Source organism: Cryobacterium shii (assembly GCF_004402595.1).
GTDB lineage: Bacteria > Actinomycetota > Actinomycetes > Actinomycetales > Microbacteriaceae > Cryobacterium > Cryobacterium shii.
On record NZ_SOFY01000047.1, the window covers coordinates 49,546 to 73,080 of the forward strand.

At 68.7% G+C, this 23,535-nt stretch carries 26 protein-coding genes; 12 read left to right on the forward strand and 14 right to left on the reverse strand.

All coding sequences use genetic code 11. From position 1 onward, the window contains the following. Positions 1–72 precede the first annotated feature (72 nt). Positions 73–621, forward strand: coding sequence for a pyridoxamine 5'-phosphate oxidase family protein (locus tag E3O49_RS08895; protein ID WP_134366794.1), 549 nt, complete (start codon positions 73–75; stop codon positions 619–621). 36 nt (positions 622–657) lie between these two features. On the opposite strand, the gene E3O49_RS08900 is transcribed toward E3O49_RS08895, so the two are convergent. Both E3O49_RS08900 and E3O49_RS08905 read right to left on the reverse strand, forming a co-directional pair. Continuing rightward, positions 658–1,632, reverse strand: a complete 975-nt coding sequence (locus tag E3O49_RS08900) for an FKBP-type peptidyl-prolyl cis-trans isomerase (RefSeq protein ID WP_134366795.1) — start codon at positions 1,630–1,632, stop codon at positions 658–660. Between the two features lie 120 nt (positions 1,633–1,752). Continuing rightward, entirely contained in the window at positions 1,753–3,558 is a 1,806-nt protein-coding gene (locus tag E3O49_RS08905; RefSeq protein ID WP_134366796.1) for a MinD/ParA family ATP-binding protein, read from the reverse strand. Between the two features lie 235 nt (positions 3,559–3,793). On the opposite strand from E3O49_RS08905, the gene E3O49_RS08910 reads away from it, so the two are divergent. Further along, positions 3,794–4,006, forward strand: a complete 213-nt coding sequence (locus E3O49_RS08910; RefSeq protein ID WP_134366797.1) for a hypothetical protein — start codon at positions 3,794–3,796, stop codon at positions 4,004–4,006. Positions 4,007–4,061: 55 nt separating this feature from the next. Here the strand turns inward: E3O49_RS08910 and E3O49_RS08915 are convergent, their stop codons facing one another. From E3O49_RS08915 to E3O49_RS08935, 5 genes are all read right to left on the reverse strand, one after another. After that, positions 4,062–4,259: a hypothetical protein gene (locus tag E3O49_RS08915; protein WP_134366798.1), complete on the reverse strand. Its 198-nt coding sequence runs from the start codon at positions 4,257–4,259 to the stop codon at positions 4,062–4,064. A 248-nt stretch (positions 4,260–4,507) separates the two neighbouring features. Beyond that, positions 4,508–6,157 carry an AMP-binding protein gene (locus tag E3O49_RS08920; RefSeq protein WP_241978605.1) on the reverse strand — a complete coding sequence of 550 codons (1,650 nt, stop codon included), beginning with the start codon at positions 6,155–6,157 and terminating at the stop codon, positions 4,508–4,510. A 120-nt stretch (positions 6,158–6,277) separates the two neighbouring features. Then, complete coding sequence (locus tag E3O49_RS08925) at positions 6,278–7,438, reverse strand: acyl-CoA dehydrogenase family protein (RefSeq protein ID WP_134366852.1); 1,161 nt, start codon at positions 7,436–7,438, stop codon at positions 6,278–6,280. Positions 7,439–7,491: 53 nt separating this feature from the next. After that, complete coding sequence (locus E3O49_RS08930; RefSeq protein ID WP_134366799.1) at positions 7,492–9,681, reverse strand: 3-hydroxyacyl-CoA dehydrogenase NAD-binding domain-containing protein; 2,190 nt, start codon at positions 9,679–9,681, stop codon at positions 7,492–7,494. 81 nt (positions 9,682–9,762) lie between these two features. Continuing rightward, positions 9,763–10,503, reverse strand: a complete 741-nt coding sequence (locus E3O49_RS08935) for a TetR/AcrR family transcriptional regulator (protein WP_134366800.1) — start codon at positions 10,501–10,503, stop codon at positions 9,763–9,765. Between the two features lie 156 nt (positions 10,504–10,659). Between E3O49_RS08935 and E3O49_RS08940 the strand changes: the two genes are divergently transcribed. Both E3O49_RS08940 and E3O49_RS16565 read left to right on the forward strand, forming a co-directional pair. Next, positions 10,660–10,974 (forward strand): hypothetical protein, encoded by a 315-nt coding sequence (locus E3O49_RS08940; protein ID WP_134366801.1) that lies wholly within the window; start codon positions 10,660–10,662, stop codon positions 10,972–10,974. Positions 10,975–11,186: 212 nt separating this feature from the next. Next, complete coding sequence (locus tag E3O49_RS16565; protein WP_160141071.1) at positions 11,187–11,348, forward strand: hypothetical protein; 162 nt, start codon at positions 11,187–11,189, stop codon at positions 11,346–11,348. Positions 11,349–11,491: 143 nt separating this feature from the next. Here E3O49_RS16565 and trxA read toward each other — a convergent pair whose 3' ends face one another. From trxA to E3O49_RS08955, 3 genes are read right to left on the reverse strand one after another with little or no spacing between them, the layout of a single operon-like run. Further along, on the reverse strand, positions 11,492–11,884 hold the full coding sequence (gene trxA, locus E3O49_RS08945; protein ID WP_134366802.1) for a thioredoxin: 393 nt from the start codon (positions 11,882–11,884) through the stop codon (positions 11,492–11,494). Positions 11,885–11,930: 46 nt separating this feature from the next. After that, positions 11,931–12,272 (reverse strand): rhodanese-like domain-containing protein, encoded by a 342-nt coding sequence (locus tag E3O49_RS08950; protein WP_134366803.1) that lies wholly within the window; start codon positions 12,270–12,272, stop codon positions 11,931–11,933. 52 nt (positions 12,273–12,324) lie between these two features. Next, positions 12,325–13,098: a sulfite exporter TauE/SafE family protein gene (locus E3O49_RS08955; RefSeq protein ID WP_134366804.1), complete on the reverse strand. Its 774-nt coding sequence runs from the start codon at positions 13,096–13,098 to the stop codon at positions 12,325–12,327. Between the two features lie 268 nt (positions 13,099–13,366). On the opposite strand from E3O49_RS08955, the gene E3O49_RS08960 reads away from it, so the two are divergent. The 5 genes from E3O49_RS08960 (at position 13,367) to E3O49_RS08980 (ending at position 19,721) form a co-directional block, all read left to right on the forward strand. Then, the gene (locus E3O49_RS08960) at positions 13,367–14,074 is read left to right on the forward strand and encodes a TetR/AcrR family transcriptional regulator (protein WP_134366805.1); all 708 of its coding nucleotides are present in this window, start codon (positions 13,367–13,369) and stop codon (positions 14,072–14,074) included. Positions 14,075–14,236: 162 nt separating this feature from the next. After that, positions 14,237–15,826: an APC family permease gene (locus E3O49_RS08965; protein WP_134366806.1), complete on the forward strand. Its 1,590-nt coding sequence runs from the start codon at positions 14,237–14,239 to the stop codon at positions 15,824–15,826. A gap of 58 nt (positions 15,827–15,884) precedes the next feature. Further along, the gene (locus E3O49_RS08970) at positions 15,885–17,162 is read left to right on the forward strand and encodes an MFS transporter (RefSeq protein ID WP_134366807.1); all 1,278 of its coding nucleotides are present in this window, start codon (positions 15,885–15,887) and stop codon (positions 17,160–17,162) included. A gap of 44 nt (positions 17,163–17,206) precedes the next feature. Continuing rightward, positions 17,207–18,697 carry an alpha-amylase family glycosyl hydrolase gene (locus tag E3O49_RS08975; RefSeq protein WP_134366808.1) on the forward strand — a complete coding sequence of 497 codons (1,491 nt, stop codon included), beginning with the start codon at positions 17,207–17,209 and terminating at the stop codon, positions 18,695–18,697. Between the two features lie 49 nt (positions 18,698–18,746). Next, entirely contained in the window at positions 18,747–19,721 is a 975-nt protein-coding gene (locus tag E3O49_RS08980; protein ID WP_134366809.1) for a magnesium transporter CorA family protein, read from the forward strand. A gap of 22 nt (positions 19,722–19,743) precedes the next feature. Here E3O49_RS08980 and E3O49_RS08985 read toward each other — a convergent pair whose 3' ends face one another. From E3O49_RS08985 to E3O49_RS08995, 3 genes are all read right to left on the reverse strand, one after another. After that, positions 19,744–20,325, reverse strand: coding sequence for a DinB family protein (locus E3O49_RS08985; protein ID WP_134366810.1), 582 nt, complete (start codon positions 20,323–20,325; stop codon positions 19,744–19,746). Positions 20,326–20,444: 119 nt separating this feature from the next. Then, positions 20,445–20,618 (reverse strand): CsbD family protein, encoded by a 174-nt coding sequence (locus tag E3O49_RS08990; protein WP_134366811.1) that lies wholly within the window; start codon positions 20,616–20,618, stop codon positions 20,445–20,447. Beyond that, on the reverse strand, positions 20,615–20,818 hold the full coding sequence (locus tag E3O49_RS08995) for a hypothetical protein (RefSeq protein WP_134366812.1): 204 nt from the start codon (positions 20,816–20,818) through the stop codon (positions 20,615–20,617). Before E3O49_RS08995 ends, E3O49_RS08990 begins: the two co-directional genes overlap by 4 nt. Before the next feature lie 119 nt (positions 20,819–20,937). On the opposite strand from E3O49_RS08995, the gene E3O49_RS09000 reads away from it, so the two are divergent. From E3O49_RS09000 to E3O49_RS09010, 3 genes are read left to right on the forward strand one after another with little or no spacing between them, the layout of a single operon-like run. Then, a complete protein-coding gene (locus tag E3O49_RS09000; RefSeq protein ID WP_134366813.1) occupies positions 20,938–21,516 on the forward strand; it encodes an RNA polymerase sigma factor in 579 nt (192 codons plus the stop codon). Next, a complete protein-coding gene (locus tag E3O49_RS09005; protein WP_174844095.1) occupies positions 21,513–22,169 on the forward strand; it encodes an Asp23/Gls24 family envelope stress response protein in 657 nt (218 codons plus the stop codon). The genes E3O49_RS09000 and E3O49_RS09005 overlap by 4 nt, the downstream gene beginning before the upstream one ends. Continuing rightward, the gene (locus tag E3O49_RS09010) at positions 22,162–22,491 is read left to right on the forward strand and encodes a hypothetical protein (protein ID WP_134366814.1); all 330 of its coding nucleotides are present in this window, start codon (positions 22,162–22,164) and stop codon (positions 22,489–22,491) included. The genes E3O49_RS09005 and E3O49_RS09010 overlap by 8 nt, the downstream gene beginning before the upstream one ends. A 5-nt stretch (positions 22,492–22,496) precedes the next feature. On the opposite strand, the gene E3O49_RS09015 is transcribed toward E3O49_RS09010, so the two are convergent. After that, positions 22,497–23,498 carry a CapA family protein gene (locus tag E3O49_RS09015; RefSeq protein ID WP_134451404.1) on the reverse strand — a complete coding sequence of 334 codons (1,002 nt, stop codon included), beginning with the start codon at positions 23,496–23,498 and terminating at the stop codon, positions 22,497–22,499. Positions 23,499–23,535: the final 37 nt, after the last annotated feature.

Consider the following 23,535-nt stretch of genomic DNA (forward strand, 5'->3'; position numbering starts at 1 on the left):
GCGCCGTGCGTGACGGCCACTCCGCGGCCGCAGCCACTGGCGAGGTGCCCGGCGCGGGGCCACACTGGCCGCATGCTGGGTGAACTGAACGAGCCTGAGATCGACGCTGTGCTGCGCCAGGCCGTGGTCGGCCGAATCGGCTGCCACGCCGAGGGCTGCACCTATATCGTGCCGATCTCCTACGCCTACGACGGTGACGCCGTGTACGGCCACAGCGCATCCGGAAGCAAGGTGCAGATGATGCGGGCGAACCCGTCGGTCTGCTTCGAGGTCGAGGAGGTCGACGATCTCGCGAACTGGCGCAGCGTGATCGGCTGGGGCAGCTATGAGGAATTGACCGGTGAGGATGCCGCGGCCGGGATGCGGGTGCTGCTGACCCGGTTCGCGCCGCTGGTCACGAGCGTCACCGCCGAGCCGCACCTGGGCCCGGACGGCACCGTTCTGCCGGGCCCGGCACCGGAGCCGAAATCGGTGCCCAAACCGGGGCCCGGGCCCCGGCCGAAGCCGGGTCCCGGGACATCCGTGCTGCCCCCGGACCACGCCGCCGCGGGGTCATCCCCGCACGCCGTGATCTACCGGATCCGGCTGACCGAGAAGACCGGCCGGTTCGAGAAGGCCTGAGTTCGAGAAGGCCCGAGTCGGAGAAACCCGCGGGGCCTACGCCTTGCCCGCGGCGAGGATATCGACGACGAACACGAGCGTGTCGGTGCCCGTGATCCCGGCCTGGGTCTGTCCCGCATCACCGTAGCCGAGCGCCGGCGGGATGATGATGACGACCTGGGAACCGACCGTCTGGCCGACGAGGCCCTGGGCGAACCCGGGAACGACGCTGCTCAGTGACATCGGGGTCGGTCCGCCCTTGCCCCAGGACTGGTCGAACACCTTGCCGCTGGACCAGACGACGCCCGAGTACTGCACGGTCACGGTCGCCCCCTCCGCGACCTTGCGGCCGTCGCCCTTCTTCAGCACCTCGGTCTTCAGGTCGGCTGGGGCGTCGGCCTTGGGGATGGTCACGGTCGGGGCGCCGTCCTTGGCCAGCGCCACGGTCGGGAAGCCGTCCTGGGGCTTCTGGTCCTTGCCGCTGGCGCGGGTCGGGATCTGGCCCTTGACGTCGATGACGAAGATGATGTTGTCCTTGGCGCCGACCTTGAGGTCCGCGTTTCCGGCACCGCCGAAGGCGTCAGCCGGCGGCGAAACGACGGCGACACGCGCTCCGTAGTTGGAGCAGGCCACGCCCTTGATGATGGCCGGAAAGACGCCCGACTTCTCGTCGAGGGTGATGGAGGCGCCGGCGGCGTCACCGTAGCCGCCGGCGTTCATCTTCTCGCCCGTGGTCGCGTTGTAGACCGCGAAAGCGAGTTCGACGACGTCGCCGGTCTTCACGGCGCCACCCTTGCCCTCGGTGATGACGCTGCGTTCGGTGGTCTTCGTGCTCAACGGCTTCGAGAATTTCACCGTGGGTTCCGCGTTGGCCTTCCCGGCGACCTTGACGGAATCCGAGACCTTCCCGGAATCGGTGCAGGAGATCGACGACGCGCCGGCCGCCTTGTCGGTCGAGGGAGAGGCGCTGCAGCCCGCGAGCGCGAGAACGGCGACGGTGGCAACGGAGATGAGGGCAGGAAGTTTACGCACGCTGATCTTTCTATTCGTCAAAGCCTGGTGTGGCTGGATTGAGGCGGGTTGGAACAGCCGCCCAACGCCGGGCCTTCGCCAGTATGCCGGAACGACATCTGTACCGGCTGAGTCCCCGGGTCAGAGGCCCTCGGCGATCGCCGCGGTGGCGAGGAGCCACGCCTCCCTGGTGCGAGGGTCGAGAGCGTCGATGTTGAGCGATCCGCCGGCGACGAGGGCGGCGTCATAGGGAACGTCGACCACCGCGCGGGTCAGCTGGCTGAAGTGGTCGTGCAGCCGTTTGGACAACTGGTGGTCCGCCGTCTTGGCCGGCGACGCGAGGATGGTGACCGCCTGCGCGACCTTGTCGGCGTGGCCCTTCTGTCGCAGCCCGTCCAGCAGGGCGGCCGCCCCGTAGGCGGTGTCCTCGCGGATCGTCGAGACGACGACGAGCTGGTCGGCCGTTTCGACGGCCGCTTCCCAGTTGGAGGCCCGCATGTTGTTGCCGGTGTCGATGATGAGCACGCGGTAGAACCGGCTCAGGGCAGCGTGCAGTTTGCCGAAGGCCACGTCGTCGATGCTGGCCGCTCCGGCCGGATCGAGGTCGGAGGCGAGGGCGTCGAACCGGGCATCGCCCTGGTTGCGCACGTAGTTGTCGAGGTCGCCGACGCGGGCGGAGCTCGAATAGGCGAAGTTGTCCAGGTCGCGCAGCAGGTCGACGGCGGTGTTGGTGTGCGAAGCGGTCTGTGCCCGCACACCGAGTGTGCCCATGGTCTCGTTGTTGTCCCAGGCGAGCGTGTACCCACCGCGATGGATGCCGAAGGTCGCCGCGATCAGGAGAGTGGCCGTCGTCTTGTGCGCGCCGCCCTTGGGGTTGAGCACGACGATGGTGCGCGGACCGACCAGCCGGCGCTGCACCGAGGCCACGGCGGCGCGGTGCGCCATCTCCGCGCCTCCCGGAGCCGGGGACACCACGCCGCCGGTCAGGCGGCGAACCGTTCCCTGCCAGCCCAGAATCGCCGGGCCGGCCACCATCGCCGGACGGGAGTTCATGAAATCGGAGAGATTGGGGCCCGCCTCGTCGCCGGAGACGCCATTCGAGGAAGCCGGGGCAGCCGGGGCAGCCGGCACCAGCCCGATGAAGGCCGAGGCAGAGCGGGGAACGCTGTGCGCGTCGGCCTCGGAGCCGAGGTCGAGGTCTGAGTCGAGGTCTGAGTCGAGGTCCGAGTCCTTGAGGTCCGAATCCAGGTCGGTCGACGGATCGAACATGAGGTTCTCGAACGGCTGGACCATGACGGATTCGAACGGGTCGGCCGGTCGGGCCGGCACGAAGTCCGCCTGGGAGGCCTCGAGCACGACAGCATCCAGGGGCGCCGGCTCGGAGCCGGTCAGGTCGCGGTCGGGCGCGTCGGCGTCGGTCTCGTGAGCGTCCGTCGCGTCAGTATCCGTCGCGTCAGCATCCGTCGGGAACCCGTCACTCGCACCGAGGGTGTCGGCCTCGAGGAACAGGGCCTCGATGTCGGCGTGGGGCGTGGCGTTCGCCATGTCGGCACGGTACGGTTCCGGCGAGGCAACCACGTCGATCACCATGGTCCCGGTCGGCTCGGCCGGATCGGCCGGATCGGCCGCGGGAGCAGGCGGGTTGGTGACCCCGAACGAGCGGGCGGCGGCGGCCGCGGGCTTCGGGATGAAGGCGCCGTCGGATTCCACGTCCCCGTCAGGGTGCACGATCAGTGGCGACTGGCCCTGCTCGTCCTCGGCGGTCAGGCGCACCGGACGGCCGACCTTGAGGGCGGCATCCGTGACCCGGTTGATGATCTCCTCGCGAACGCCGGCCTCGTCGGCGGCGACGATGTGCTGGCTCACGCCATCGATGGTGAGGTCCCCCGTGCCGTCGCTGCGGATCATCGCGCGGATGCGCGGGAGTTCGGATACGTTCTGCTTCATTTCGGCCTAATTTCCGTCGAGCTCAGCTCATCAGCGTGAGCACGTCGAAGATCCATCGAGCGTGCCGCCCCCAGCCTAACGGGGCAAGACGTGCTACCCCTCGTTCGGGCGGCGGTGCGGCCCGAGCCCGACAAACGATTCCCAGCTGGTTGGCATCCTGCGAAAGCATCACGAAATCAAGGATTTGTGCCCCGGACTCTTGCCGGGACCGCCGGTCGTGGCTCACCCTTAAGTGATGAAAGACACCGACTGGGTTTCGATCGCGTACTGCCGGGACTGCGGGGTCTACGGCACGGCCACCATCCGCGATGACCACAATTTCGTCTGGCCGGAGATCGTGCACGAAACCGACTGCCAGCTCGCTCGACACGGGGACATCAAGGAGATGCACTCGTGGTCCCCCAGTGCCCGGCCCGCCGCCGCGGCACCCTCCGGCCTGCTGGCCTGAGCCTCGCCGGTCCCGGCCGGGTCCCGGTTCGCCGGGAACCGAAGCCGGGAAAGCGTCAGGCGGCGTGCGGAGCCTGGCCGGTGTATCCGGACCAGCGAATGGCGTTCCGGCCGGCCCGGGTGGCGTGGGTGTCGTCGTGGCCGTTCTGGCGCCGGCACTCGACCAGGTCGTTCGCCGGGGTGATGTGCGGGTCACGGCACGAGTTCGCATAGCTGGTGTAATCGGTTTCGAGAAGGAGTTCGTCGTCGGTCATGGCTGCGTGTTTCCTGGTTCTGCCGCTGCGTTTCCGCTTCGGTGGTTCTGGTGGTTCACCCGGTTTTCAGCGGGCCAGTCGTCACTCCGCGCTGGTGATCCTGCTCCGTGCAGGGCCGTGCGAGGCTGGTTCTGTTTTTGACAGCGTACGGGGGTGAGTCGCGATTGCCAGCACGAACCCGAGCATTGGTCACTTCCGTTACCGAATTGGTGGCGGCGGCCCGATCAGACCGTCGCGACGGATGCGCTCTACTGCTCCAGCTCGAGGTGCAGGTCGCGCAGCATCATCTTCATGACCTTGCCCGTGGCCGTGCGGGGCAGCGTCTCGACGAACTGCACGTCGTCGGGAACCTTGAAGCTCGCGATCAGGTAGCGCGTGTGCGTCAGCAGGTCGACGGCCGTGGCGGCGTGGTCGGGCCGGAGCACCACGTAGGCCTTGGGACGCTCGCCCCACTTCTCATGCGGGATGCCTACCACGGCCACGTCGAGCACGGTCGGGTGCGAGAGCATCGCATTCTCCACCTCGATCGAGGAGATGTTCTCACCGCCGGAGATGATGATGTCCTTGGCCCGGTCCCGCAGCTCGAGGTAGCCGTCGGGGTGCATCACGCCCAGGTCACCGGTGTGGAACCAGCCGCCCCGGAACGCCTCGGCGGTCGCCTGCGGATCCCGGTAGTAGCCGAGCATGACGTTGTTGCCGCGCAGCACGATCTCCCCGATCGTGACCCCGTCCTTCGGCACGTCGACCATGAACTCGTCGACCACCCGGGCGCTCTCGGCCTGCAGCATCCCGACGCCCTGGCGCGAGATCCTTCGGGCACGCTCATCGGCGGGCAGGTCGTCCCACTCCGGCTGGTATTCGCAGATCGTGTACGGCCCGTAGACCTCGGTCAGCCCGTACACGTGCACGACGTTCACCCTCAGCCGCTCCAGCTGCTCGATCACACTGGGCGCGGGCGGCGCCCCGGCCGTGGTGATGCTGAGCGGCCGGTCCAGCTCGTGCGCCTGGGGGGCGTTCGCGATCAGGCTGCACACCGTGGGGGCGCCGCAGAGATTGGTGATGCCGAGCGTGTCGATGGCGCCCCACACGCTGTCGGCGCGCACGGCGCGCAGGCACACGTGGGTCGCCCCGGCCGCGGTGACAGCCCAGGGCGTGCACCAGCCGTTGCAGTGGAACATCGGCAGGGTCCACAGGTACACGGATGCGCTCGTGAACGAATTGTGGAAGACCTCGCCGAACGAGTTGAGGTAGGCACCGCGGTGCGAGTACACAACCCCCTTGGGCTTGCCGGTCGTGCCGGACGTGTAGTTGATGGTGAGCGGCGCCCGCTCGTCGTCGACGTCCCAGCGCAGCGGCCGGGCATCCGTCAGGGCGGCGGCGTCGCCGTCGGCCAGGAAGGACTCGAGGGTCTGCTGGCCGAAGTCCAGCCCGCTCGCGGCGAGACCGAATTCGGCGTCGGCCATCTCGATCACGCCGCGAAGGAACTTCGAGGACGGCCGGGCGTCGCCGACCGTGGCGGCCAGCTCGGCGTCGACGAACAAGAGTGACGCCTCGGAGTGTTTGAGCACGTACTCGATCTCGGGCCGGGCCAGCCGGGAGTTGAGGGCCACCAGGATTCCGCCGGCCAGGGGCACGGCGAAGTGCGCGATCAGCATCTCCGGCACGTTCGGGGCCAGGAACACGACCCGGTCACCCGGTGCGATGCGGGCACGGATGCCCCGCGCCATCCGTTCGGCCGCCGCCTTGAACTCGGTGTAGCTGTAGCGGCGGCTGCCGTAGAGGATGGCGTCCTTGTTCGGGTAGACCTCCGCCGACCGCTGCAGGAATCGCAGCGGGGTGAGCGGGGAATCGTTGGCTAGCCCGGCTGCGGGCTCGAGCGTCGTCATCTGTTCAAACATGGGGACTCCCTTGTCCGTCGTTTGGTGCGCGTGTCGTGCGAGAGATTCGTGCCGGCAGAGCGAAATCGGCAGAGCAAATCGCCGAGCGAAGTGCGGTGAAGTGCGGTGAAGCGCGGTGAATCAGCGGAAGGCGCTGATCCCGGTGAGGTCGCGCCCGATCAGGAGGGACTGCACGCTTTCGGTGCCCTCATAGGTGTGAATGGACTCGATGTCGGCCAGGTGCCGGATGACGTGGTTCTCCAGCAGGATGCCGTTGCCGCCGAGCATGTCGCGGGCGATGGCCGCGATCTCCCGCGCGGCGCGGGTGTTGTGGTACTTCGCCAGCGACGCCTGGATCGGCCGCAGCGTGCCGGCGGCGTCGAGTTCGGCGAGGCGCAGGCAGTGCAGCTGCATCGACGTGAGCTGGGACAGCATGATGGTCAGGCGCTCCTGCACCAGTTGGAAGCCGGCGAGCGGCTTGCCGAACTGGATGCGCTGGGTCGAGTAGTTCAGGGCCGCCTCGAAGACGGCGGTCGCGTGGCCGAGAGCGGACCACGCCACCCCCAGCCGTGTCGCGAACAGCACCGCGGAGGCATCCTTGAACGTGCGGGAACCGGGCAGGACGGCGTCGAGCGGCACCCGCACGTCGTCGAACCAGATCCGGGCCTGATGGATGGCGCGCAGCGATCCCTTTCCGGTGATCGCCTCCGCGCGATAGCCGGGGGTGTCCTGCTCGACCAGGAAACCGCGCACGTTACCGTCGTCGTCCCTGGCCCAGACGACGGTCACGTCGCCGACCGAGCCGTTGCCGATCCACTTCTTCTCTCCGTTGATGACCCACTCGTCGCCGTCGCGGTGCGCCGTGGTCTCCAGGCCCACCGAGTCGGAGCCGTGGTCCGGCTCGGTCAGGGCGAAGGCCCCGAGTTTCTCGGCTCGGGCGAGCGGCACCAGCCACTGTTCCTTCTGCGCATCGCTGCCGAACAGGGCGATGCTGCGCAGGGCCAGTCCGCCCTGGACCGCGACCACCGTGCCCATCGAGCCGTCGCCGCGGGAGATCTCCATGTTGACGAGGCCGGCGGCGAGCGGCGACATCTCGGTCAGGCCCGGGCCCTCGACCCCGTCGGTGAGCAGGTCGAGTTCGCCGAGCCGGCGGGCCAGGTGGATCGGGTATTCGGCCTTGTCCCAGGCCTCGGTCAGTTCGTCCAGCGTCTCCGTGGCGAACGTGCGGGCGCGGTCCCAGAAGGCCCGGTCGGCGGCGGGCACGTCGGCGAACACACCGTAGTAGTCGGTGTCGAGGGGCATGGAGACGTCGTAGTCGGGCACGGTTTCCCTTTCGTGGAGGACAGGCGAGGGGTTCAGCGGGTGGCCACGGTGGCCACCCCGGCCGGGTGGAAGAGGACGCCGTGCGCGGACATCGAGGCCCCCGACCGGTCGAGCAGCGGGGTCAGCCCGCCGGTGTGGTGCGGGTAGTTGGCCCCGAGGATCATGCAGGCGTCGATGTCGGCGGCCGTCTGCACGGTGCCCTCGGCGAGCATCCGCCCGGCTTCGTCGGCGAGGCCGTGCAGCAGGTGCCGGCGCACGTCCGCCTGGCTGCCGGGCACGACCGGACGTGCGTCGACGGGCGGCAGGATCTCCGCGACGGCCGCGGCGGCCGCCGGCGTGAGCACGCCGTCGGGGCCGACGTAGCTGGGCAGCGAGAGCTGCACGATCCGGCGCAGGCTCGGGCTGACCGTGAACCGGTCGGCGAAGCCCTGCTCCATGGTGTCGAGAATGTGCAGCTGCACGGCCGGTCCGATGTGACGGATGAGGGCGAGCGGCGTCATCGGGAAGCCGTCGCCGACGAGGGCGGTGTCCACGAGTTGCGCGTCCGCACCGGCATCGATCAGGGCGAGCGCGTCGCTGAACCAGCGGGTGATCAGGCGGTTGACGACGAACCCGGACGAGTCGGCCACGAGCACGGCCGTCTTGCCCAAGCGGCCGGCGAGGGTGAAGGCCGCCTCGACGGTCTCCTGGCTGGTGTCGGGCGCCCGCACGATCTCCACCAGGGGCAGCACGGCGACCGGGTTGAAGAAGTGGAACCCGACCAGGCGTTCCGGGTGGAGCAGGTGTGCGCCCTGGTCGGCGATCGAGAGCGAGGAGGTGTTGGTGAGCAGTAAAGCGCCCGGTTTCACGACCGCCTCGATCGAGGCCCAGACGTCCCGTTTGACGGTCAGGTCTTCGAAGACCGCCTCGATCACGATGTCGCAGCCGGACAGGTCGGCCACGTCGGTCGTGCCGCTGATCAGGGCGGAGACGCGGGCGCTCTGCGCATCCGTCATCGTGCCCCGGGCGACGGCCCGTTCGAGCTGGTCGGCGATGCAGTCGATGGCCTGGCTGACCCGGTCGGGCGTGAGGTCGGTGATCAGCACGGGGACGTCGAGGCGCTCGGCGAAGACGAGCGCGAGCTGGGTGGCCATGCGCCCGCCGCCGACCACGCCGACCGCGGCGGCCGACTCACCGGACCCGCCGTGGCGGCTGCGCTTACGGGCGGCCTGCAGGGCATAGAAGGCGTAGATGCTGGCCCGGCACTCGTCGCTGTAGAGCAGCGTGCCGAACGCGGCGATGGTCTCGGCCGCGACCGGGTCGCCGCCGCCGGCGAGCCGCTGCTCCGTGCGGGTGGAGGGTCCGGCGTGGGCTGTACCGGCGGTGCCGGCGGCGGACCCGCGGGTCTCGGCGGCCGTTCGGGTGCCGGCCTGCCAGGTGGTCAGAAGGGTGAGTGCGGCGTCGACGGCCGGGATGGCCCCGGGGATCCGCCTGGCCACGGCGGCGCGCACGTCGGCCGGGTCCCACGAGGCGGGGCGCGATCCGGGCCGTGCCACGGATGCCGCGGCGGTCGCGGCCGCCGTCGGGGCGGGGGTCTCCGTTCCGGCCAGCACCTCCGCCGCCCAGGCGAGGGAATCCGTGACGAAGTCCTCGTCGCCCAGGACCACATCGACCAGGCCTCGCCGCAGGGCCTCTCCGGCGGCGAGGTGTCGCCCGGACAGCGACCGGGTGACCGCGATGTCGGCGGCATCCGCGACCCCGATCAGCTCGCTCAGCGAGGAGAGGCCGCCCCAGCCGGGCACCAGCCCCAGCCGCACCTCGGGCAGGCCGATGCTACGGGCGGAGCGGGCCACGGTGCGGTAGTCGGCGCGGAGTGCGAGTTCGAGGGCGCCGCCCAGGGCCGTGCCGTTGATGAAGGCGAAGGTCGGCAGGCCGAGCCGGCTGATCCGGTCCAGCACCGAGTAGCCCTCGCGGGCGATGCGTTCGCCGTCTGACCGGGAGGTGGCGAACCGGAACGGGCCGAGATCGGCGCCGGCCCCGAAGATGGCCCCCTCGCCGGTGAAGGCGACGGCGTCCACCTGGCCGGCGTCGAGCGAGTCCACCGCGTCGCGCAGGGCCGTGAGCGCGTCCCAGGTCCAGGAGAGGAGTGCGCCGGGAGGAGGGCTGAAGGCCACCAGGGCGAATCGGCGGCCACCGACGGTTCGGTTGCTGACGTCGACTTGTGTGCTCAGCCCATTGTGCACGGTGCCCCCTTGCGCCGGTCATGAAATGCGTAAGTACAAGTTGTACCTGAGACTCAGTCTCAGGTCAAGTGATACTCAGTCTCACGCCGAGGGCGCTACGGAGGCGGAACGGAGCTGCGCCTCGATGGCGCGGGCCACCGCGCCCGGCGGTGTGGCCGCCGGGAAAACGGCGACGATCACGGCATCCGTCTGCGTTTTGCCACGGCCGTTCGCGACCCCATCCGGGTGGAACAGACGACTGACTTCCGCCAGCTCGGCATCCAGCGCGTCGGTCCCGACCTGCTCGGCGCCGCGGATCAGCCGGCGCAGAACGTAGTTGTGCGTGGCCGTCACTGCGGCCGCGAATCGAATCGTCGTCAGGGCCGGAACATCGGGGACTGCGGCGCGGAGATAGCTGGCGAAAATGCGTTCGTACCGGATCGCCATGATGGTTTCCCGGTCTCGCAGCACGGGGGTCTGCCGCACCACCTGGTCCCGGATGCGCACGATCTCCAGGCGTTCGCGGAACCGCTTGAAGACCATGGTGGCGGCCTCGGTGACGGCACGCCAGGGATCGTCGTGCGGGGCCGTGAAGTAGGCGCCGATCAGCGCGATCAGTTCATCGTGGTCGGCGAAGATCACATCGTCTTTCGAGCGGAACTGCCGGAAGAAGGTGCTGCGGGAGACCCCCGCCGCCTCGGCGATGTCCACGGTGCTCGTCGCCTCATAGCCCTGCTCGAGGAACAGGCGCACGGCGATATCGGCGACAGCCACCCGGGAGAGCGGTCGGTGCTGCCGGGACGCGTCGGCAGGAGGGGAGGATCCCTCGGGAAGTACGGACATAGTCTGGCGAAATTAGCACGGAACTCCCGGGTTCCGCGGAGCCTAGACCGGGCGGCGCCTTCCGGGCATTCTGGGACGGACGACGGGAGCAGCATGTCCATATCTGATCGAGGCGTCCACCCTCCGGCCCACCGCGCGCCGGTCGAGGGCCGTCGCATGGTTCGTTACGCGTGGATCTGCGTGGCGGTGCTGCCGGTCTCCTTCGTCGCGGCCATGATCCTCGGCGACGCCCTGCTCAGCCTCCAGGGCTACGACAGCGGCACGGAATCGCCGATCCCGATCGGAGTCCTGCTGCTGGCCGGTATTCCCGCCGTGCTGGTCCTGATCGCGCCGACCGTCCCGGCGATGTGGTTCGGCTTCCGGGCGCGGCGCCTGGGCGCGTCCTCCGGCCTCATCCCGGCCGTGATCGGGGCGACGGTGCTGGCCTTCGGCGTTCTCACGAACACACTTCCCCTCCTGTTCAGCAGGTGAGCCGCCGGCTGGAGCGCACTCCCCGGAAACCCACTCTGGTCTCGGGCGCGAATCCGGGGTAACGTTTCGGGCAGCCTGTCATGCACCCTCGTCGCCATTCACGGACCCGGAGGGGTTGGACAGGACATCCGGTGCGCTGACTCTCACGTTTCTTCTCGCCTGAGAGCGCTCCCCCCCAGCACTGTGACGCAGTCCAAAAGAAGAAGGTCGGCATGGAGTTCAGTCCCCCCTGCGTGAAGAAGGCATGCCACGGGCGGATGCGCACGCGCGCTCCAGCCGGCGAGACGCTGGCGGATGAGGAAATCTGGTTCCAGTGCGAGGAATGCGGCACCGAGAAGCACTCCACGAACCTCGGCGCCCACGACGCCCGCTAGAAGCCCGCAGCCCCGTCTGCACCGACCATGTCCCCGACCACGTCTCCGGCGTGAACGAATTCGACGGAGATTTTGCCCGAAACGGCCTCAAACGCTCAGGAACACAGGTTTTAAGCGAGAATCTCCGTCGAATTGGTTAGGGGCTACGGGGCGGTCGGTTGCGAAGCGGGTGGCGCGGCCGCCTGCGCGGCGAGCCGGGCACGCACGACGTCCATATCGAGGGTCTTCAGCGCCTGCACCAGCGTCTCGAGCTGGGTCGGGTTCAGCGCTCCCGCCTGGGAGAAGACCGGCATCTGCTCCTTGAACGCCATCAGGGTCGGGATCGACGAGATCGAGTATGTGCGGGCGAGCTGCTGCTGGGCCTCGGTGTCGACCTTGCCGAAGGCAACATCCGGATGCTGCTCCGAGCCGGCCTCGAAGGTCGGCGCGAAGGACCGGCACGGTCCGCACCAGGCCGCCCAGAAGTCCACCAGGACGATGTCGTTGTCGGCCACGGTCTGGTTGAACGTGGCGTCGGTCAGAGTGAGTGTGGCCATTCGGCTTCCTTCTTTCTCGTGAGGTGAAACGGGTCAGTCGCGCCGGTCAGCGCACCTGTTCGCCGGCCTGGCGCCAGGCGCCCATGCCGCCGCGCACCGAATACGACACATACCCCTTCTCGGCCAGCAGCCGGGCGGCGGAGGCGGAGCGCGCGCCGGACCGGCAGATCGCCACGACGGGGCGGTGTTTGGGGATGCCGGCCGTGCTGGTCTGCAGTCGGTCCAGCGGCACGTGCTTGGCCTGCGGCGAATGTCCGCTGCGCCATTCGTCCTGGCTGCGCACATCGACCAGGGTCGCCCCCGAGGCCATCAGCTGTTTGGCTTCTGCCACCCCGATGGTCTTGTAGGGCTTGGTGAAGATGGCCTTGAGTGAGTCGAGCATTCCCATGGAACGGGTCCTTTCGGTGATGAAGAAACGGGTGCGGGTGCAGGTGCGGAGCTCAGCCGGTGACCAGGGCGTAGACGCTGGCCACGCTCACCCCGGCGGCGACGACCAGCACGACGCCGGCGAAGGTGGCTTTGACCTTGCGTTCGGAGAGCCGGGTGGCGAATCGGGCGGCGACCAGCGAGCCCGCGATGGCGGCTCCCGCGAAGGTCAGCACGAGGGGCCAGTCCAGCGCCAGCGTGCTGGCGTACGCGGCCAGTCCCGCGGCCGAGTTGATCACGATGATCACGAGGGACGTGCCCACGGCGACTCCGATGCCCAGGCCGAGCACGAGGGTCAGCGCCGGCACGATGATGAAACCGCCGCCGATGCCGAGCAGGCCGGTCAGGAACCCCACCAGCGCCCCCACCAGCAGGGCCCGGGGCACGTGGGTGCGCAGGTTGCGGCGCTCGGGGCTCACAACGGCCGCCTGGCCCCGCTTCGGGATCATCCGGATGCCGGCGATCACCATCAGGGCGGCGAACACGAGCATGAGCAGGTTCGGGTCGAGCATCCGGTTGACGGCCGCACCCAGCCAGGCGGCCGGGATGCCGGCGAGCGCGACGATCGTCGCCGTGCTCCAGTCGACGCCCTGACGGATGCGCGGCAGCACCCCGACCAGCGCGGCCAGGCCCACGACGATCAGCGAGGAGGGGATGGCCTCGGCGGGGCTGAGCCCCAGCGCGTAGACGAGGGCGGGGACGGCGATGATCGAGCCGCCGGCCCCGACGAGCCCGAGCAGGCCGCCGACCAGCAGTCCGAGCGGCAGGGCGAGGAGAAGTACCCCCATGATCAGGCGTGCGCCGGCACGCGCAGTGCGGCCCAGGCGTTCGGGGCCACGCTGGAGCGTCGGCCGCCGCGCGAGAGACACCCGATGTAGTACTGCTTCACGATCATGGGTATCCTCCGGAGTCAGCCGACCGCAACGGATGCGGTGGATCGCCCCAGTCTCGCACATACCCCTGGGGGTATGCAAGAAGCCCGGTGGCGTAGCGTGTATCCCGCTGCTGGCCGCCGATCTCAGGCCAGTCTCCCCCACCCGGAAATGAGCCCCCACCATGGCAGACGGATCGCCCGCCGCACCATCGGCCGCCACCGGGCAGGAGTCCGCGGGCCGTCAGCGCCGAGCCGGACGACCGCACGAAAACGTTTTGTCCCGGAAGCTCATCACCGAGGCGGCGCTGACCGTGATCGGAGTCGAGGGTTACGGCGCCTTCACGATGTCGAGCCTGGCCCGGCGCCTGAGCGTAGCCCCGTCGGCCCTCTACAACCACGTCACCTCCAAGCAGGAGGTACTGCGATGGTTACAGGACCACGTGATGACCCAAGTGGACGTCAGCGGGTTCACCGCGGAGCCGTGGGACGCCGCGGTGCGCCGCTGGGCCTGGTCCTACCGTGACGTCTTCGCCGGCCACGTTCCCCTGATTCCCATCGTCGCCGTGCTGCCCGTCGCCGGCGCCCCCGAGACCCTGAAGATGTACGAGAAAGTCGCCGTCGGCCTGGCCGCAGCCGGGGTACCGGCAGCCCTGATCGTGCCGGGCATCGTTGCCCTGGAGTCGTTCATCTTCGGCTCCGCCCTGGACGCCACGGCCCCCGCCGACATCTTCGACACCGCGGACCTGTCCGGCACCAGCCCGACCTTCACCGCCGCGGTCGCCGCCCAGGACCGGGACACCGGCGAGCCGGCCGACGTCGCGTTCCGGTTCGGCCTGGACGCCCTCCTGGCCCAACTGGACTCGACCCGGCAAAAGGCCTCGGCCGACTGATCCGCCTCGGCAACGATCTGCAGGCAGTTTTCTTCATTCGCTTGCAATCTCGCAGGTCCACACCCAAACTAAACGAACTCAATTCATTTTGAGTCACAAACCCCCTCCCCACGACGCCTCGTCAGAGCTGACGCGCGCGCCCTGCTTCCCGAAAGAGTCATCATGACCGAAGTTTCCACCAGGGCCGCACCGGCTCCGGGCACCCCCGCTCACGCGCACAGCGCTCAGATCCACGACGCGGCGGGCACCCGCCACGGCATCACGGGCAAGGGACTCAAGGGCGGGCAGCTGGGCCTGCTGGCCGTCGTCGTGATGGGCGTCTCCTCGGTCGCCCCCGCCTACAGCCTGACCAGCTCGCTCGGTGCGACCGTGAGCGAGGTCGGATTCCAGGTTCCGGCGATCTTCATCGTCGCCTTCATCCCGATGATCCTGGTGGCACTGGCCTACCGTGAGCTCAACGCCGACTCCCCGGACAGCGGAACGTCGTTCACCTGGACCACCAAGGCGTTCGGACCGTTCGTCGGCTGGATGGGCGGTTGGGGCATGCTCGCCGCCAACATCATCGTGCTCTCCAGCCTGGCCGGCGTCGCCGTCAGCTTCTTCTACGTCTTCCTCGGCGAGGTCTCCGGCAATCCCGCCCTCGCCGACCTCGCCGACAACACCGCGGTGAACATCATCACCTGCCTGGCCTTCGTCGCCCTCGCCGTCTGGGTCAGCTACCGCGGCCTGCACGCCACGAAGCTCGTGCAGTACGGCCTGGTCGGGTTCCAGCTGGTCGTGCTCGGCATCTTCACCGTCTCGGCCCTGATCGGCGCCGGCGCCGCCGCCTCGACCACGGCCATCCCCTTCAGCTGGGAGTGGTTCGATCCCACCCAGGTGCAGAGCTTCAGCCAGTTCGCCGCCGGAATCTCGCTGGCGATCTTCGTCTACTGGGGCTGGGATGTCTGCCTCACCATGAACGAGGAGACCAAGGGCGGCCAGAAGACGGCCGGCAAGGCGGGAACCCTGACCGCGCTCGTCGTGCTCGGGCTCTACCTCGCTCTGATCGTGGCGACCATGATGGTGTCCGGCATCGGTGTCGACGGCATCGGGCTCAGCAACCCGGACAACCAGGGCAACATCTTCGCGGCCATCGCGTCGCCGATCATGGGGCCGCTCGCCGTTCTGATGTCCCTGGCCGTGCTGGCCAGCTCCGCCTCCTCGCTGCAGTCCACGATGACATCGCCGGCACGGACACTGCTGGCGATGGCCCACTACAACGCGCTCCCGCCGAAGTTCGCCAGCATCAGCAAGCGGTTCGGCTCCCCCGGCTACGCCACGATCGCCGCCGGCGCCATCGCGGGCGGGTTCTACGCGGTCATGACGATCATCAGCGTCAACGTTCTCAACGACACCATCATGTCCCTGGGCCTGATGATCTGCTTCTACTACGCGCTCACCTCCTTCGCCTGCGTCTGGTACTTCCGGCAGAGCCTGTTCAGCAGCATCCGAAATTTCTTCATGCGCCTGCTCGTCCCGGGACTCGGGGGCCTGATGCTCAGCATCGTCTTCGTTCAGACCGCGGTGAGCAGCTGGAGCCCCGACTTCGGAAGCGGTTCCGAGGTCTTCGGGATCGGGCTGGTCTTCGTGATCGGCGTCGGACTGCTGCTCCTGGGCGTCGCCGTGATGGGCCTGACCTACTGGCGCCAGCCGAGCTTCTTCCGCGGTGAGACCCTGCGCCAGGACACTCCCGCACTGGTCGTGCCCGAGTAGGGGCCGGCCGGCCTCACGGCGGGGGTGGAGCGCGCTCTGGCGTAGCGTGGGTGCAGCAATGACCGCACCCCGCTCCGCTCCCCCGGCATCCGGGCTGCCCCGCGCCTGGACGGGGCACTCCCGCGGCAGCCGCGACTACCGCCGGCTCCTGGCCGGCCTGTTCTTCGCCGGCATCGCGACCTTCGCCCAGCTCTATTCGCCCCAGGCGACGCTGCCCCAGATCGCAGCGGACCTGCACGTCGGCGCGGCGACCGCCGCCCTCGTGGTCTCCGCCTCCACGGTGGGCCTGGCGATCGGCGTCATCCCGTGGTCGGCGGTCGCCGACCACATCGGTCGCGTGCGGGCGATGACCGTCGCCGTCACGGCGGCCACCGTGTTCGGGCTCGTGGTGCCGTTCGCGCCCACCTTCCCGCTGCTCCTGACCGGGCGACTGCTGGAGGGCCTGATGATCGGGGGCGTTCCCGCCATCGCCATCGCCTATCTCAGCGAAGAGATCACGCCCGGCCACGCCGCGCGCGCGGCCGGCACCTATGTCGCAGGCACCACCATCGGCGGTCTGCTCGGCCGGCTCGTGGCTGGACCCGTCGCCGAGCTGTCGAACTGGCGCATCGGGGTCTTCTCCGTGGCAGTCCTCTGCGCGGTCGCGGCTGCACTGTTCGTGGCCCTCGCCCCGAAACCGCGGGGCTTCGTTCCGCGACGGGCGCGTGCGCGAAACCCCGCGGAGAGCCTCCATCGCCTGCTCGCCGTCAACCTCCGCTCACCGCGGCAGCTGGCCTTGTACGCCCAGGGGTTCCTCCTGATGGGCGGCTTCGTCGCCCTCTACAACTACCTCGGCTTCCGGCTCGCAGCACCGCCGTTCAACCTGCCGCAGACCCTGATCAGCCTCGTCTTCATCGCCTATCTCGCCGGCACGTGGTCCTCGGCCCAGGCCGGCATCCTCGCATCCCGGTTCGGTCGCCGCGCCGTTCTCCTCGTCTCGATCGCGGTCATGGTCACCGGGGTGCTCCTGACCCTGACGACCGCGGTCCTGCCGGTGCTGATCGGCCTGGTCGTGGCCACCGCGGGGTTCTTCGCCGCGCACGCGATCGCCTCCGGCTGGACCGGAAGCGATGCCACCACCGGGCGCGCGCAGGCCTCGTCGCTCTACAACTTCTCGTACTACGCCGGCTCGAGCCTGTTCGGCTGGCTGGGCGGGGTTTTCTTCGTCAGCTTCGGCTGGCTGGGCACCGCGGGCATGGTGGCCGGCCTCGCCGCCCTGGCCGGAGCCCTCACGCTGGCTCTGCTCCCCCGCGGTCGCGCCGGAATTGCACTGCCGAGCGGGTGTCGTAACTTCTGAATCGTCACTGCTCGTGCGGTGCCGGAACGAACAGGGAGTGCACCATGACCAATGTCGAGTTGCTCGTCTACGCCGACCGTCTGGGTGGCACCATCCACGATCTGCGGGCACTGCTCGACGGGCCGCTGCGGGCCTTCGGGAGCGTGCACGTGCTGCCGTTCTATGTTCCCTTCGACGGAGCGGATGCCGGCTTCGACCCGATCGACCATGCCGCGGTGGACCCGCGCCTGGGCACCTGGGACGACATGCGCAGCCTGGCCGGCACGCGCGGTCTGACAGCGGACCTGATCGTCAACCACGTCTCCTCCTCCTCGGTCGAATTCGTCGATTGGCTCGCCCGCGGCACCGCCTCCGCCTACGAGGGCATGTTCCTCACCTTCGACACCGTCTTCCCGCACGGGGGCACCGAGAAGGACATCACCGCGTTCTACCGGCCGCGGCCCGGCCTCCCTTTCTCGGCCTACCAGGGCGCCGACGGCAGTCGCCACCTGGTCTGGACGACCTTCATGCCCACCCAGGTCGACCTGGACGTGCACCACCCCGCGGCCCTCGCCTACCTGGCCCGGGTGCTGAAGACGCTGGCCGGCGGCGGGGTCACGACCGTGCGCCTGGATGCCGTCGGGTACGCCGTCAAGACGCCGGGCACCGACAGTTTCATGACGGAGCAGACCCTCGCGTTCGCCCGCACGGTCGTGGAGATGGCGCACGAGGAGAAGCTGGAGGTGCTGGTCGAGGTGCACGCGCATTACAGCCAGCAGCTCGCGATCGCCCCGATCGTGGACCGCGTCTACGACTTCGCGCTCGCGCCGCTGCTCCTGCACTCGCTGGGCACCGGAACGGTGGACCGGCTCGCCCGCTGGTTCGAGATCCGGCCGGAGAACGCGATCACCGTGCTCGACACCCACGACGGCATCGGCATCATCGACGCGGGTCCGATCGGAACGAAGCCCGGCCTGCTGACCCACGACGACATGGTGGACATCTTCGCGCGGGCGCACACGGCCACGGCCGGCCACTCCACGATCGCATCCGTGGTGCCCGAGTGGTTCACCCTGCCGCACCAGATCAACGCGACGTTCTTCAGCGTGCTCGGCGGCGAGGACCTGCCCTACTTCCTGGCCCGCGCCGTGCAGCATTTCCTGCCCGGTCGCCCGCAGGTCTACTACGTCGGCCTCCTCGGCGGGCTCGACGACTCCGCACTGTTCGCCCGCACCGGCAACGGGCGGGACGTGAACCGCCACGTCTACACGGCCGGGGAGATCGAGCAGGCCCTGACGACCGACATCACCCGGGCGCAGCTCGGCCTCGCCCGGCTGCGGTCGACCCACCCCGCGTTCGACGGTGACTTCTCCTGGGGCGTCACCGGCGACGACGCCCTCGAGCTCCGCTGGTCGCACGACGACGCCACCGCGCGACTCGCCGTGACCACCACGGTGGGCGCGCCGACCGTGAGCATCGTCCTGACGGATGCCGGGCACACGCAGGTGCTCGACACCCTGGCGGCCGTCGCCGACTGGACCCTCGTGATTCGCTGATCGCGGCGCGCCCGGGGCCCGAGTCCGGGCGTTCGCGCTTGACTGAGCTGTGCGCACCCGAACCCGCTGTTACCGCGACGGAATCCTCGTCGACGAGGATTTCCCCCTCGTCGACGTGTCCGAGCATCTCGCCCTGCCCGCCAGCGTCGTCTGGGTCGACCTGTCCGACCCCGACGAAAGCGACCTGGCCCTCCTGGCCGACGAGCTCGGTCTGCACGAACTGGCGGTCGAGGACGCCCTCAACCTGCGGCAGCGGCCCAAGCTCGACCGTTACCCGGACCACCTGTTCCTGTCCGCATATTCCATCAGCCTGGAGAAGTCCACGGCCCGGGTCAGCACGAACGAGATCGCCGCGTTCATCACCGACCAGGCGCTGGTGACCGTGCACAAGAACGGCCGATTCGACCTGGACGCGGTGGTGAACCGCTGGGATTCCACCCCGGACCTGGCCACGAATGGGGTCTCCTACCTCCTTCACGGCCTGCTGGACTACCTCGTCGACGGGTATTTCGAGGCGGTCGAGGCGCTGGACGACGAGATCGAGGATCTCGAAGACCTTCTGTTCCTTCCCAACAGCGACCAGGAACAGGTTCAGCGGCGCTCCTTCGAACTGCGCAAGAGCCTGGTGACGCTGCGGCGGATCATCCTCCCGATGCGCGAGGTTGTGAACACGCTGCTGCGCCGCGACCTGCACCTGCTCCAGGACGAGATGGGTCCCTATTTCCAGGACGTGTACGACCACGTGCTGCGGGCCATGGAGTGGACCGAGAGCCTGCGGGACCTGGCCACCAGCATCCTCGAGGCCAATCTCGCCATTCAGGGCAACCGGCTCAACGTGATCACCAAGAAGGTCACCGGGTACGCGGCTATCATCGCCGTGCCCACCGCCATCACCGGGTTCTACGGCCAGAACGTTCCCTACCCCGGATTCGCCCAGCCGCTCGGGTATTACACCTCCGGCGCACTGATCCTCGGCCTCTCGGGGCTGCTCTACCTGCTGTTCAAACGCAACGACTGGATCTGATCGGCTGGCGGCACCCCCGGCGTCACGGCACCCAGTAGCCGGTCTTGCCGAGCAGCCGGGTTTCGAGATCGGCCTGCGGCGACACGTCGATTTCCGGCCCGAACACGCCCATGGTGCGCCAGGCATCCGCCTGGGGAACGATCTGCTCCCAGAGGTTCTCGACCAGAGGTGCCGGCAGGGAGTAGTCGAGCCCGATCAAGCGCGCGATCGACCACGCCTGGAACGCACGGTAGATGCTCACGTGCTGCAGGTACTCGGCAAGCGTGAAATCGCCGTAACTGAGATGAACGATCGCGTCGGGATCGAGTTCACGGTTGACGGCGCCGGTGGCGAGGTCGTTCAGTCGGTCGTAGGCCGCGATCGGATCCTGTCCGAGGAGGTCGCCGTCGTACGTGTCGCCGACCTCGTCGATCGTGCGTCCGGAGAGAACGTCGGGCACCCAGGCCTCGTCACGAGCGTGCTCGGCGACGATGTCGCCCAGGGTCGGATCCGGCCTGCGTGTCCAGTCGGACGGAGCCGGCATCGTGAGCTGCGTTGGAATGAGCCGGTCGAGCACGGAGCGCAACGCGGCATCCGCCTGGAGAAACATCTCTTTCTGCTTCATCCCCGCACGCTAGCACGGAGCGTGAAGAGTGGTCGGAGGCCGCGGTTCGCCCCTGTCGTTTCGCGGCCCCCGGTCGTGCGGCGCCCCGGTTACCCGAGCGCCAGTCTGGAGGTGAAGGCTCAGTGCTTGAAAGCGTCCTTGACGTTTTCGCCGGCCTTCTTCACGCTGGCCTTGGACTGCTCGGCCTTGCCTTCGGCGATCTTGGAGTCGTCATTCGTGGCCCGGCCGACGGCCTCGGTGGCCTTGCCCTTGAGGTCTTCGGCGGCGTTCTCGATCTTGTCGGATGCGCTCATGGCGTGTTCCCTTTCGGTTGATGTCTCGTGGGTGGCAGCCAGGCGCGGGTGCGCCAGACGAACATGCTCGCAGCCGTCGGTTCCCCGGCGTCCACATCATCATCGCCATCGTCATCGGCCGGCCCGATGAGCAACGCATCGAACGTGGGCAGGACGGCACCGGCAGGTTTGGTGTCATCGGCGGCGAGTGAGTGGAACATCGGGCATCCTTCGGGTCTGCGATTGAGGCTGTCAGTGATAAGACGTGGGTTGTGCCATATTTGTCACACGTATTTGTCAAAAGTTTTTTGAACACGGCGGTGAAGGAGGCGGAGGGACGATGACAACGACCCCGACTCGGGCGCCGCTCGCGTCTCCCCTCGAGTCCTTCCCCGACCAGACCCTGGCCGATCGCGCCGCGGACGGGGACATGCGGGCCTTCGAGGTGCTCGTGCGCCGCTACGGCCCGCTGATGCGGGTGTATGCCAGCCGGGTCCTGGGGTCGAACGACGAGATGGACGACGTCGTGCAGGAGGCCTTCATCACGGCCTGGCAGCAGCTTCCCACCCTCGAGAACGGCGCCGCCGTCAAGAGCTGGCTGATGCGGATCGTCAGTCGCAAGAGCATCGACCGGGTGCGCGCACGGCGTCGGCACGTGGACATCGACCTCACGGATGCCGCGGCTCCGGAACACGAATCCCCGCATAGACTCGTGGAAGCGGAGTCACAGACGGAAGAACTCACACGTGTTCTCGCTACACTGCCCGAAGACCAGCGACGCTGCTGGATGCTCCGGGAACTGGCAGAGTGCAGCTACGGCGAGATCGCCGAACAGCTGGAACTGCCCGTCTCGACGATTCGCGGATTATTGGCCCGAGCACGCAAAACCCTGCTTCACGAGATGGAGGAATGGCGATGACCTCATCGAATGATCCCTCCGCAACATCCGTCGCTGATGACGACACCGCTCGCGAACTCGCGCAGTACGACGGTCACACCTTTGAACAGCTGAGCGAATATCTCGATCGGGACCGCACGCCCGCCAACCCGAGTATCGACGGCTCCCCGGAGTGCCAGATCGCCCTGAAGGGGATGCAGCGGCTTCGGAAGGCGCACCGCGCCCTTTTGGACGAGGACGTGCGGCGCGAAGTCGAGGGCGGTGACGGCTGGGTGTCGTCGATCCTGGCGCACATCAGCCTCGAGGCACGCGCAGGGCGCGACATCCCGATCGAGCACCCCTCGCCGGCCGCACGCCTGGTCGTGACCGAAGGGGCCGTGCGCGGCATTCTGCGGGCCGCGGGTGACAGCCTCCCGAACATCATCGTGGGCCGGTGCGGTCTGGACGGCGACGTGACCGTGCCGGGTACACCCATCACCGTGCGTGTCGATGCCTCGATCCGAGAGGGTGAGAATATCCCGGCCACAGCAGACGCCCTGCGGCAGGCGGTCTACGCCGCCCTGCGCCAGCACACCGACCTCACCGTTGCCGCGGTCGACATCACGATCCGCGACCTCTACGCCGGAGTCGCAGCAGCCGCCGCCCCGCGAACGGAATCGAGCACCGATGAGTGACGTCCTCCCCTCCGAGGAGCAACTCGACGACCTGATCCGGGCCGTCCCCGGCGTGGACGAGCTGTACTCGTCCGCCCCACTCGTGGCCGCCGTGATCGCCACGGCGGTTGACGCGGTGACCGGCCGATCACCCTCGGCTGGTTCCGTAGAGATCGCTCAGGGAAAGTCGGGTCTGAGCGTTTCGGTCAAGATCGGCATCGTCGAGTCATTCGCCGCCACCGACGTGTGCCGCCGCGTACACGACGCCATCGCGGAGCAGCTCGACCGGTCCGGCACCGGGCCGGTGGACGCGATCACGGTCACGGTGGCCCGAATCGGCTGACGGTCTCAGTCGACCTCATTCGCCCAGGCTGCCCCGTCGAACCGGATGAGCAGGCAGCTCTCGGACTCCAGCCACTGAGCGGGCGTGCCGAGCGCGGCGTTCAGCTGCTCCAGTCGCCGGGCGATCGGCCGCGCCTCCGCGCCGGCGAGCCGGGCCTGGAAACCGACGATCCGGGTCGGATACAGCCGCAGTGCGCGCGGTACCGCGCCGCTCGTCTCGAGCACGAAAACGAAGGCCTGATCGTTGCGTTCCACGGGGTCGACCGCGTAGTCGTCCACGAAATCGCCCGCGCTGTAGATGATCGGCCGACTGCGGTAGACCTCGACCGCCCGCACGATGTGCGGCGAATGCCCGTAGACGACTCCGGCGCCGGCATCGATCATCGCGTGCGCGAACACCCGGTGCTCGGCCGGGACCGAGCGACCCCAGTTGCCGCCCCAGTGGGCGGAGACGATCAGGAGGTCCACCCGGCCGCTGATCTGCCGCACGAGCCGGAGGAGGTCGTCGACGCGGGCATCCGGCAGGTCGACCGGAACGTAGTGCACACCCGGATGCCCCGGGCCGGCTACCCACCCCGGTTCGTTGTCCGTCACCGCGATGAACCCCACCGTGGCCTCGTCGTTTCGCCAGTAGGCCGGCCGCCGGGCCTCGTCCTCGTCGCGACCGGCGCCGGCACGCCCGATCCGATACCGGTCGAGCGTCCCGAGCATGTCTTCGAGCGCGCCCGTGCCGTAGTCGAGCACATGGTTGTTGGCCAGGGAGACGATGTCGATGCCCGCGGCCGTCAGGCATCCGGCGTTCCGGGTAGCGGAGCGGAAGTGGAACACCTTCCCCGGCCACGGCGTGCCGTCATCCGAGAGCACGCACTCCAGGTTGCCGATCCGCAGGTCGGCGTCGGCCAGGACCGGCAGGGTGTCGCCCCACGGGAAGGCCGGGTCGGCCGACTCGGCCAGATGCTCGTTGACGAGCCGACCGAGCATCACGTCTCCGAGGAAAACGATTCTCATTCCGGCAGTGTAGGTCGCCCGGGGAACCCTCGCGCCC

What these genes read in the sequence shown, in the direction of transcription:
- E3O49_RS08895 (WP_134366794.1), top strand. Translation starts at nt 73, where the DNA reads ATGCTGGGTGAACTGAACGAGCCTGAGATCGACGCTGTGCTGCGCCAG.
- E3O49_RS08905 (WP_134366796.1), bottom strand. Translation starts at nt 3,558, where the DNA reads ATGAAGCAGAACGTATCCGAACTCCCGCGCATCCGCGCGATGATCCGC.
- E3O49_RS08910 (WP_134366797.1), top strand. Translation starts at nt 3,794, where the DNA reads ATGAAAGACACCGACTGGGTTTCGATCGCGTACTGCCGGGACTGCGGG.
- E3O49_RS08915 (WP_134366798.1), bottom strand. Translation starts at nt 4,259, where the DNA reads ATGACCGACGACGAACTCCTTCTCGAAACCGATTACACCAGCTATGCG.
- E3O49_RS08920 (WP_241978605.1), bottom strand. Translation starts at nt 6,157, where the DNA reads ATGTTTGAACAGATGACGACGCTCGAGCCCGCAGCCGGGCTAGCCAAC.
- E3O49_RS08925 (WP_134366852.1), bottom strand. Translation starts at nt 7,438, where the DNA reads ATGCCCCTCGACACCGACTACTACGGTGTGTTCGCCGACGTGCCCGCC.
- E3O49_RS08935 (WP_134366800.1), bottom strand. Translation starts at nt 10,503, where the DNA reads ATGTCCGTACTTCCCGAGGGATCCTCCCCTCCTGCCGACGCGTCCCGG.
- E3O49_RS08940 (WP_134366801.1), top strand. Translation starts at nt 10,660, where the DNA reads ATGGTTCGTTACGCGTGGATCTGCGTGGCGGTGCTGCCGGTCTCCTTC.
- E3O49_RS16565 (WP_160141071.1), top strand. Translation starts at nt 11,187, where the DNA reads ATGGAGTTCAGTCCCCCCTGCGTGAAGAAGGCATGCCACGGGCGGATG.
- trxA (WP_134366802.1), bottom strand. Translation starts at nt 11,884, where the DNA reads ATGGCCACACTCACTCTGACCGACGCCACGTTCAACCAGACCGTGGCC.
- E3O49_RS08950 (WP_134366803.1), bottom strand. Translation starts at nt 12,272, where the DNA reads ATGGGAATGCTCGACTCACTCAAGGCCATCTTCACCAAGCCCTACAAG.
- E3O49_RS08955 (WP_134366804.1), bottom strand. Translation starts at nt 13,098, where the DNA reads ATGGGGGTACTTCTCCTCGCCCTGCCGCTCGGACTGCTGGTCGGCGGC.
- E3O49_RS08960 (WP_134366805.1), top strand. Translation starts at nt 13,367, where the DNA reads ATGGCAGACGGATCGCCCGCCGCACCATCGGCCGCCACCGGGCAGGAG.
- E3O49_RS08965 (WP_134366806.1), top strand. Translation starts at nt 14,237, where the DNA reads ATGACCGAAGTTTCCACCAGGGCCGCACCGGCTCCGGGCACCCCCGCT.
- E3O49_RS08970 (WP_134366807.1), top strand. Translation starts at nt 15,885, where the DNA reads ATGACCGCACCCCGCTCCGCTCCCCCGGCATCCGGGCTGCCCCGCGCC.
- E3O49_RS08975 (WP_134366808.1), top strand. Translation starts at nt 17,207, where the DNA reads ATGACCAATGTCGAGTTGCTCGTCTACGCCGACCGTCTGGGTGGCACC.
- E3O49_RS08985 (WP_134366810.1), bottom strand. Translation starts at nt 20,325, where the DNA reads ATGAAGCAGAAAGAGATGTTTCTCCAGGCGGATGCCGCGTTGCGCTCC.
- E3O49_RS08990 (WP_134366811.1), bottom strand. Translation starts at nt 20,618, where the DNA reads ATGAGCGCATCCGACAAGATCGAGAACGCCGCCGAAGACCTCAAGGGC.
- E3O49_RS08995 (WP_134366812.1), bottom strand. Translation starts at nt 20,818, where the DNA reads ATGTTCCACTCACTCGCCGCCGATGACACCAAACCTGCCGGTGCCGTC.
- E3O49_RS09000 (WP_134366813.1), top strand. Translation starts at nt 20,938, where the DNA reads ATGACAACGACCCCGACTCGGGCGCCGCTCGCGTCTCCCCTCGAGTCC.
- E3O49_RS09005 (WP_174844095.1), top strand. Translation starts at nt 21,513, where the DNA reads ATGACCTCATCGAATGATCCCTCCGCAACATCCGTCGCTGATGACGAC.
- E3O49_RS09010 (WP_134366814.1), top strand. Translation starts at nt 22,162, where the DNA reads ATGAGTGACGTCCTCCCCTCCGAGGAGCAACTCGACGACCTGATCCGG.
- E3O49_RS09015 (WP_134451404.1), bottom strand. Translation starts at nt 23,498, where the DNA reads ATGAGAATCGTTTTCCTCGGAGACGTGATGCTCGGTCGGCTCGTCAAC.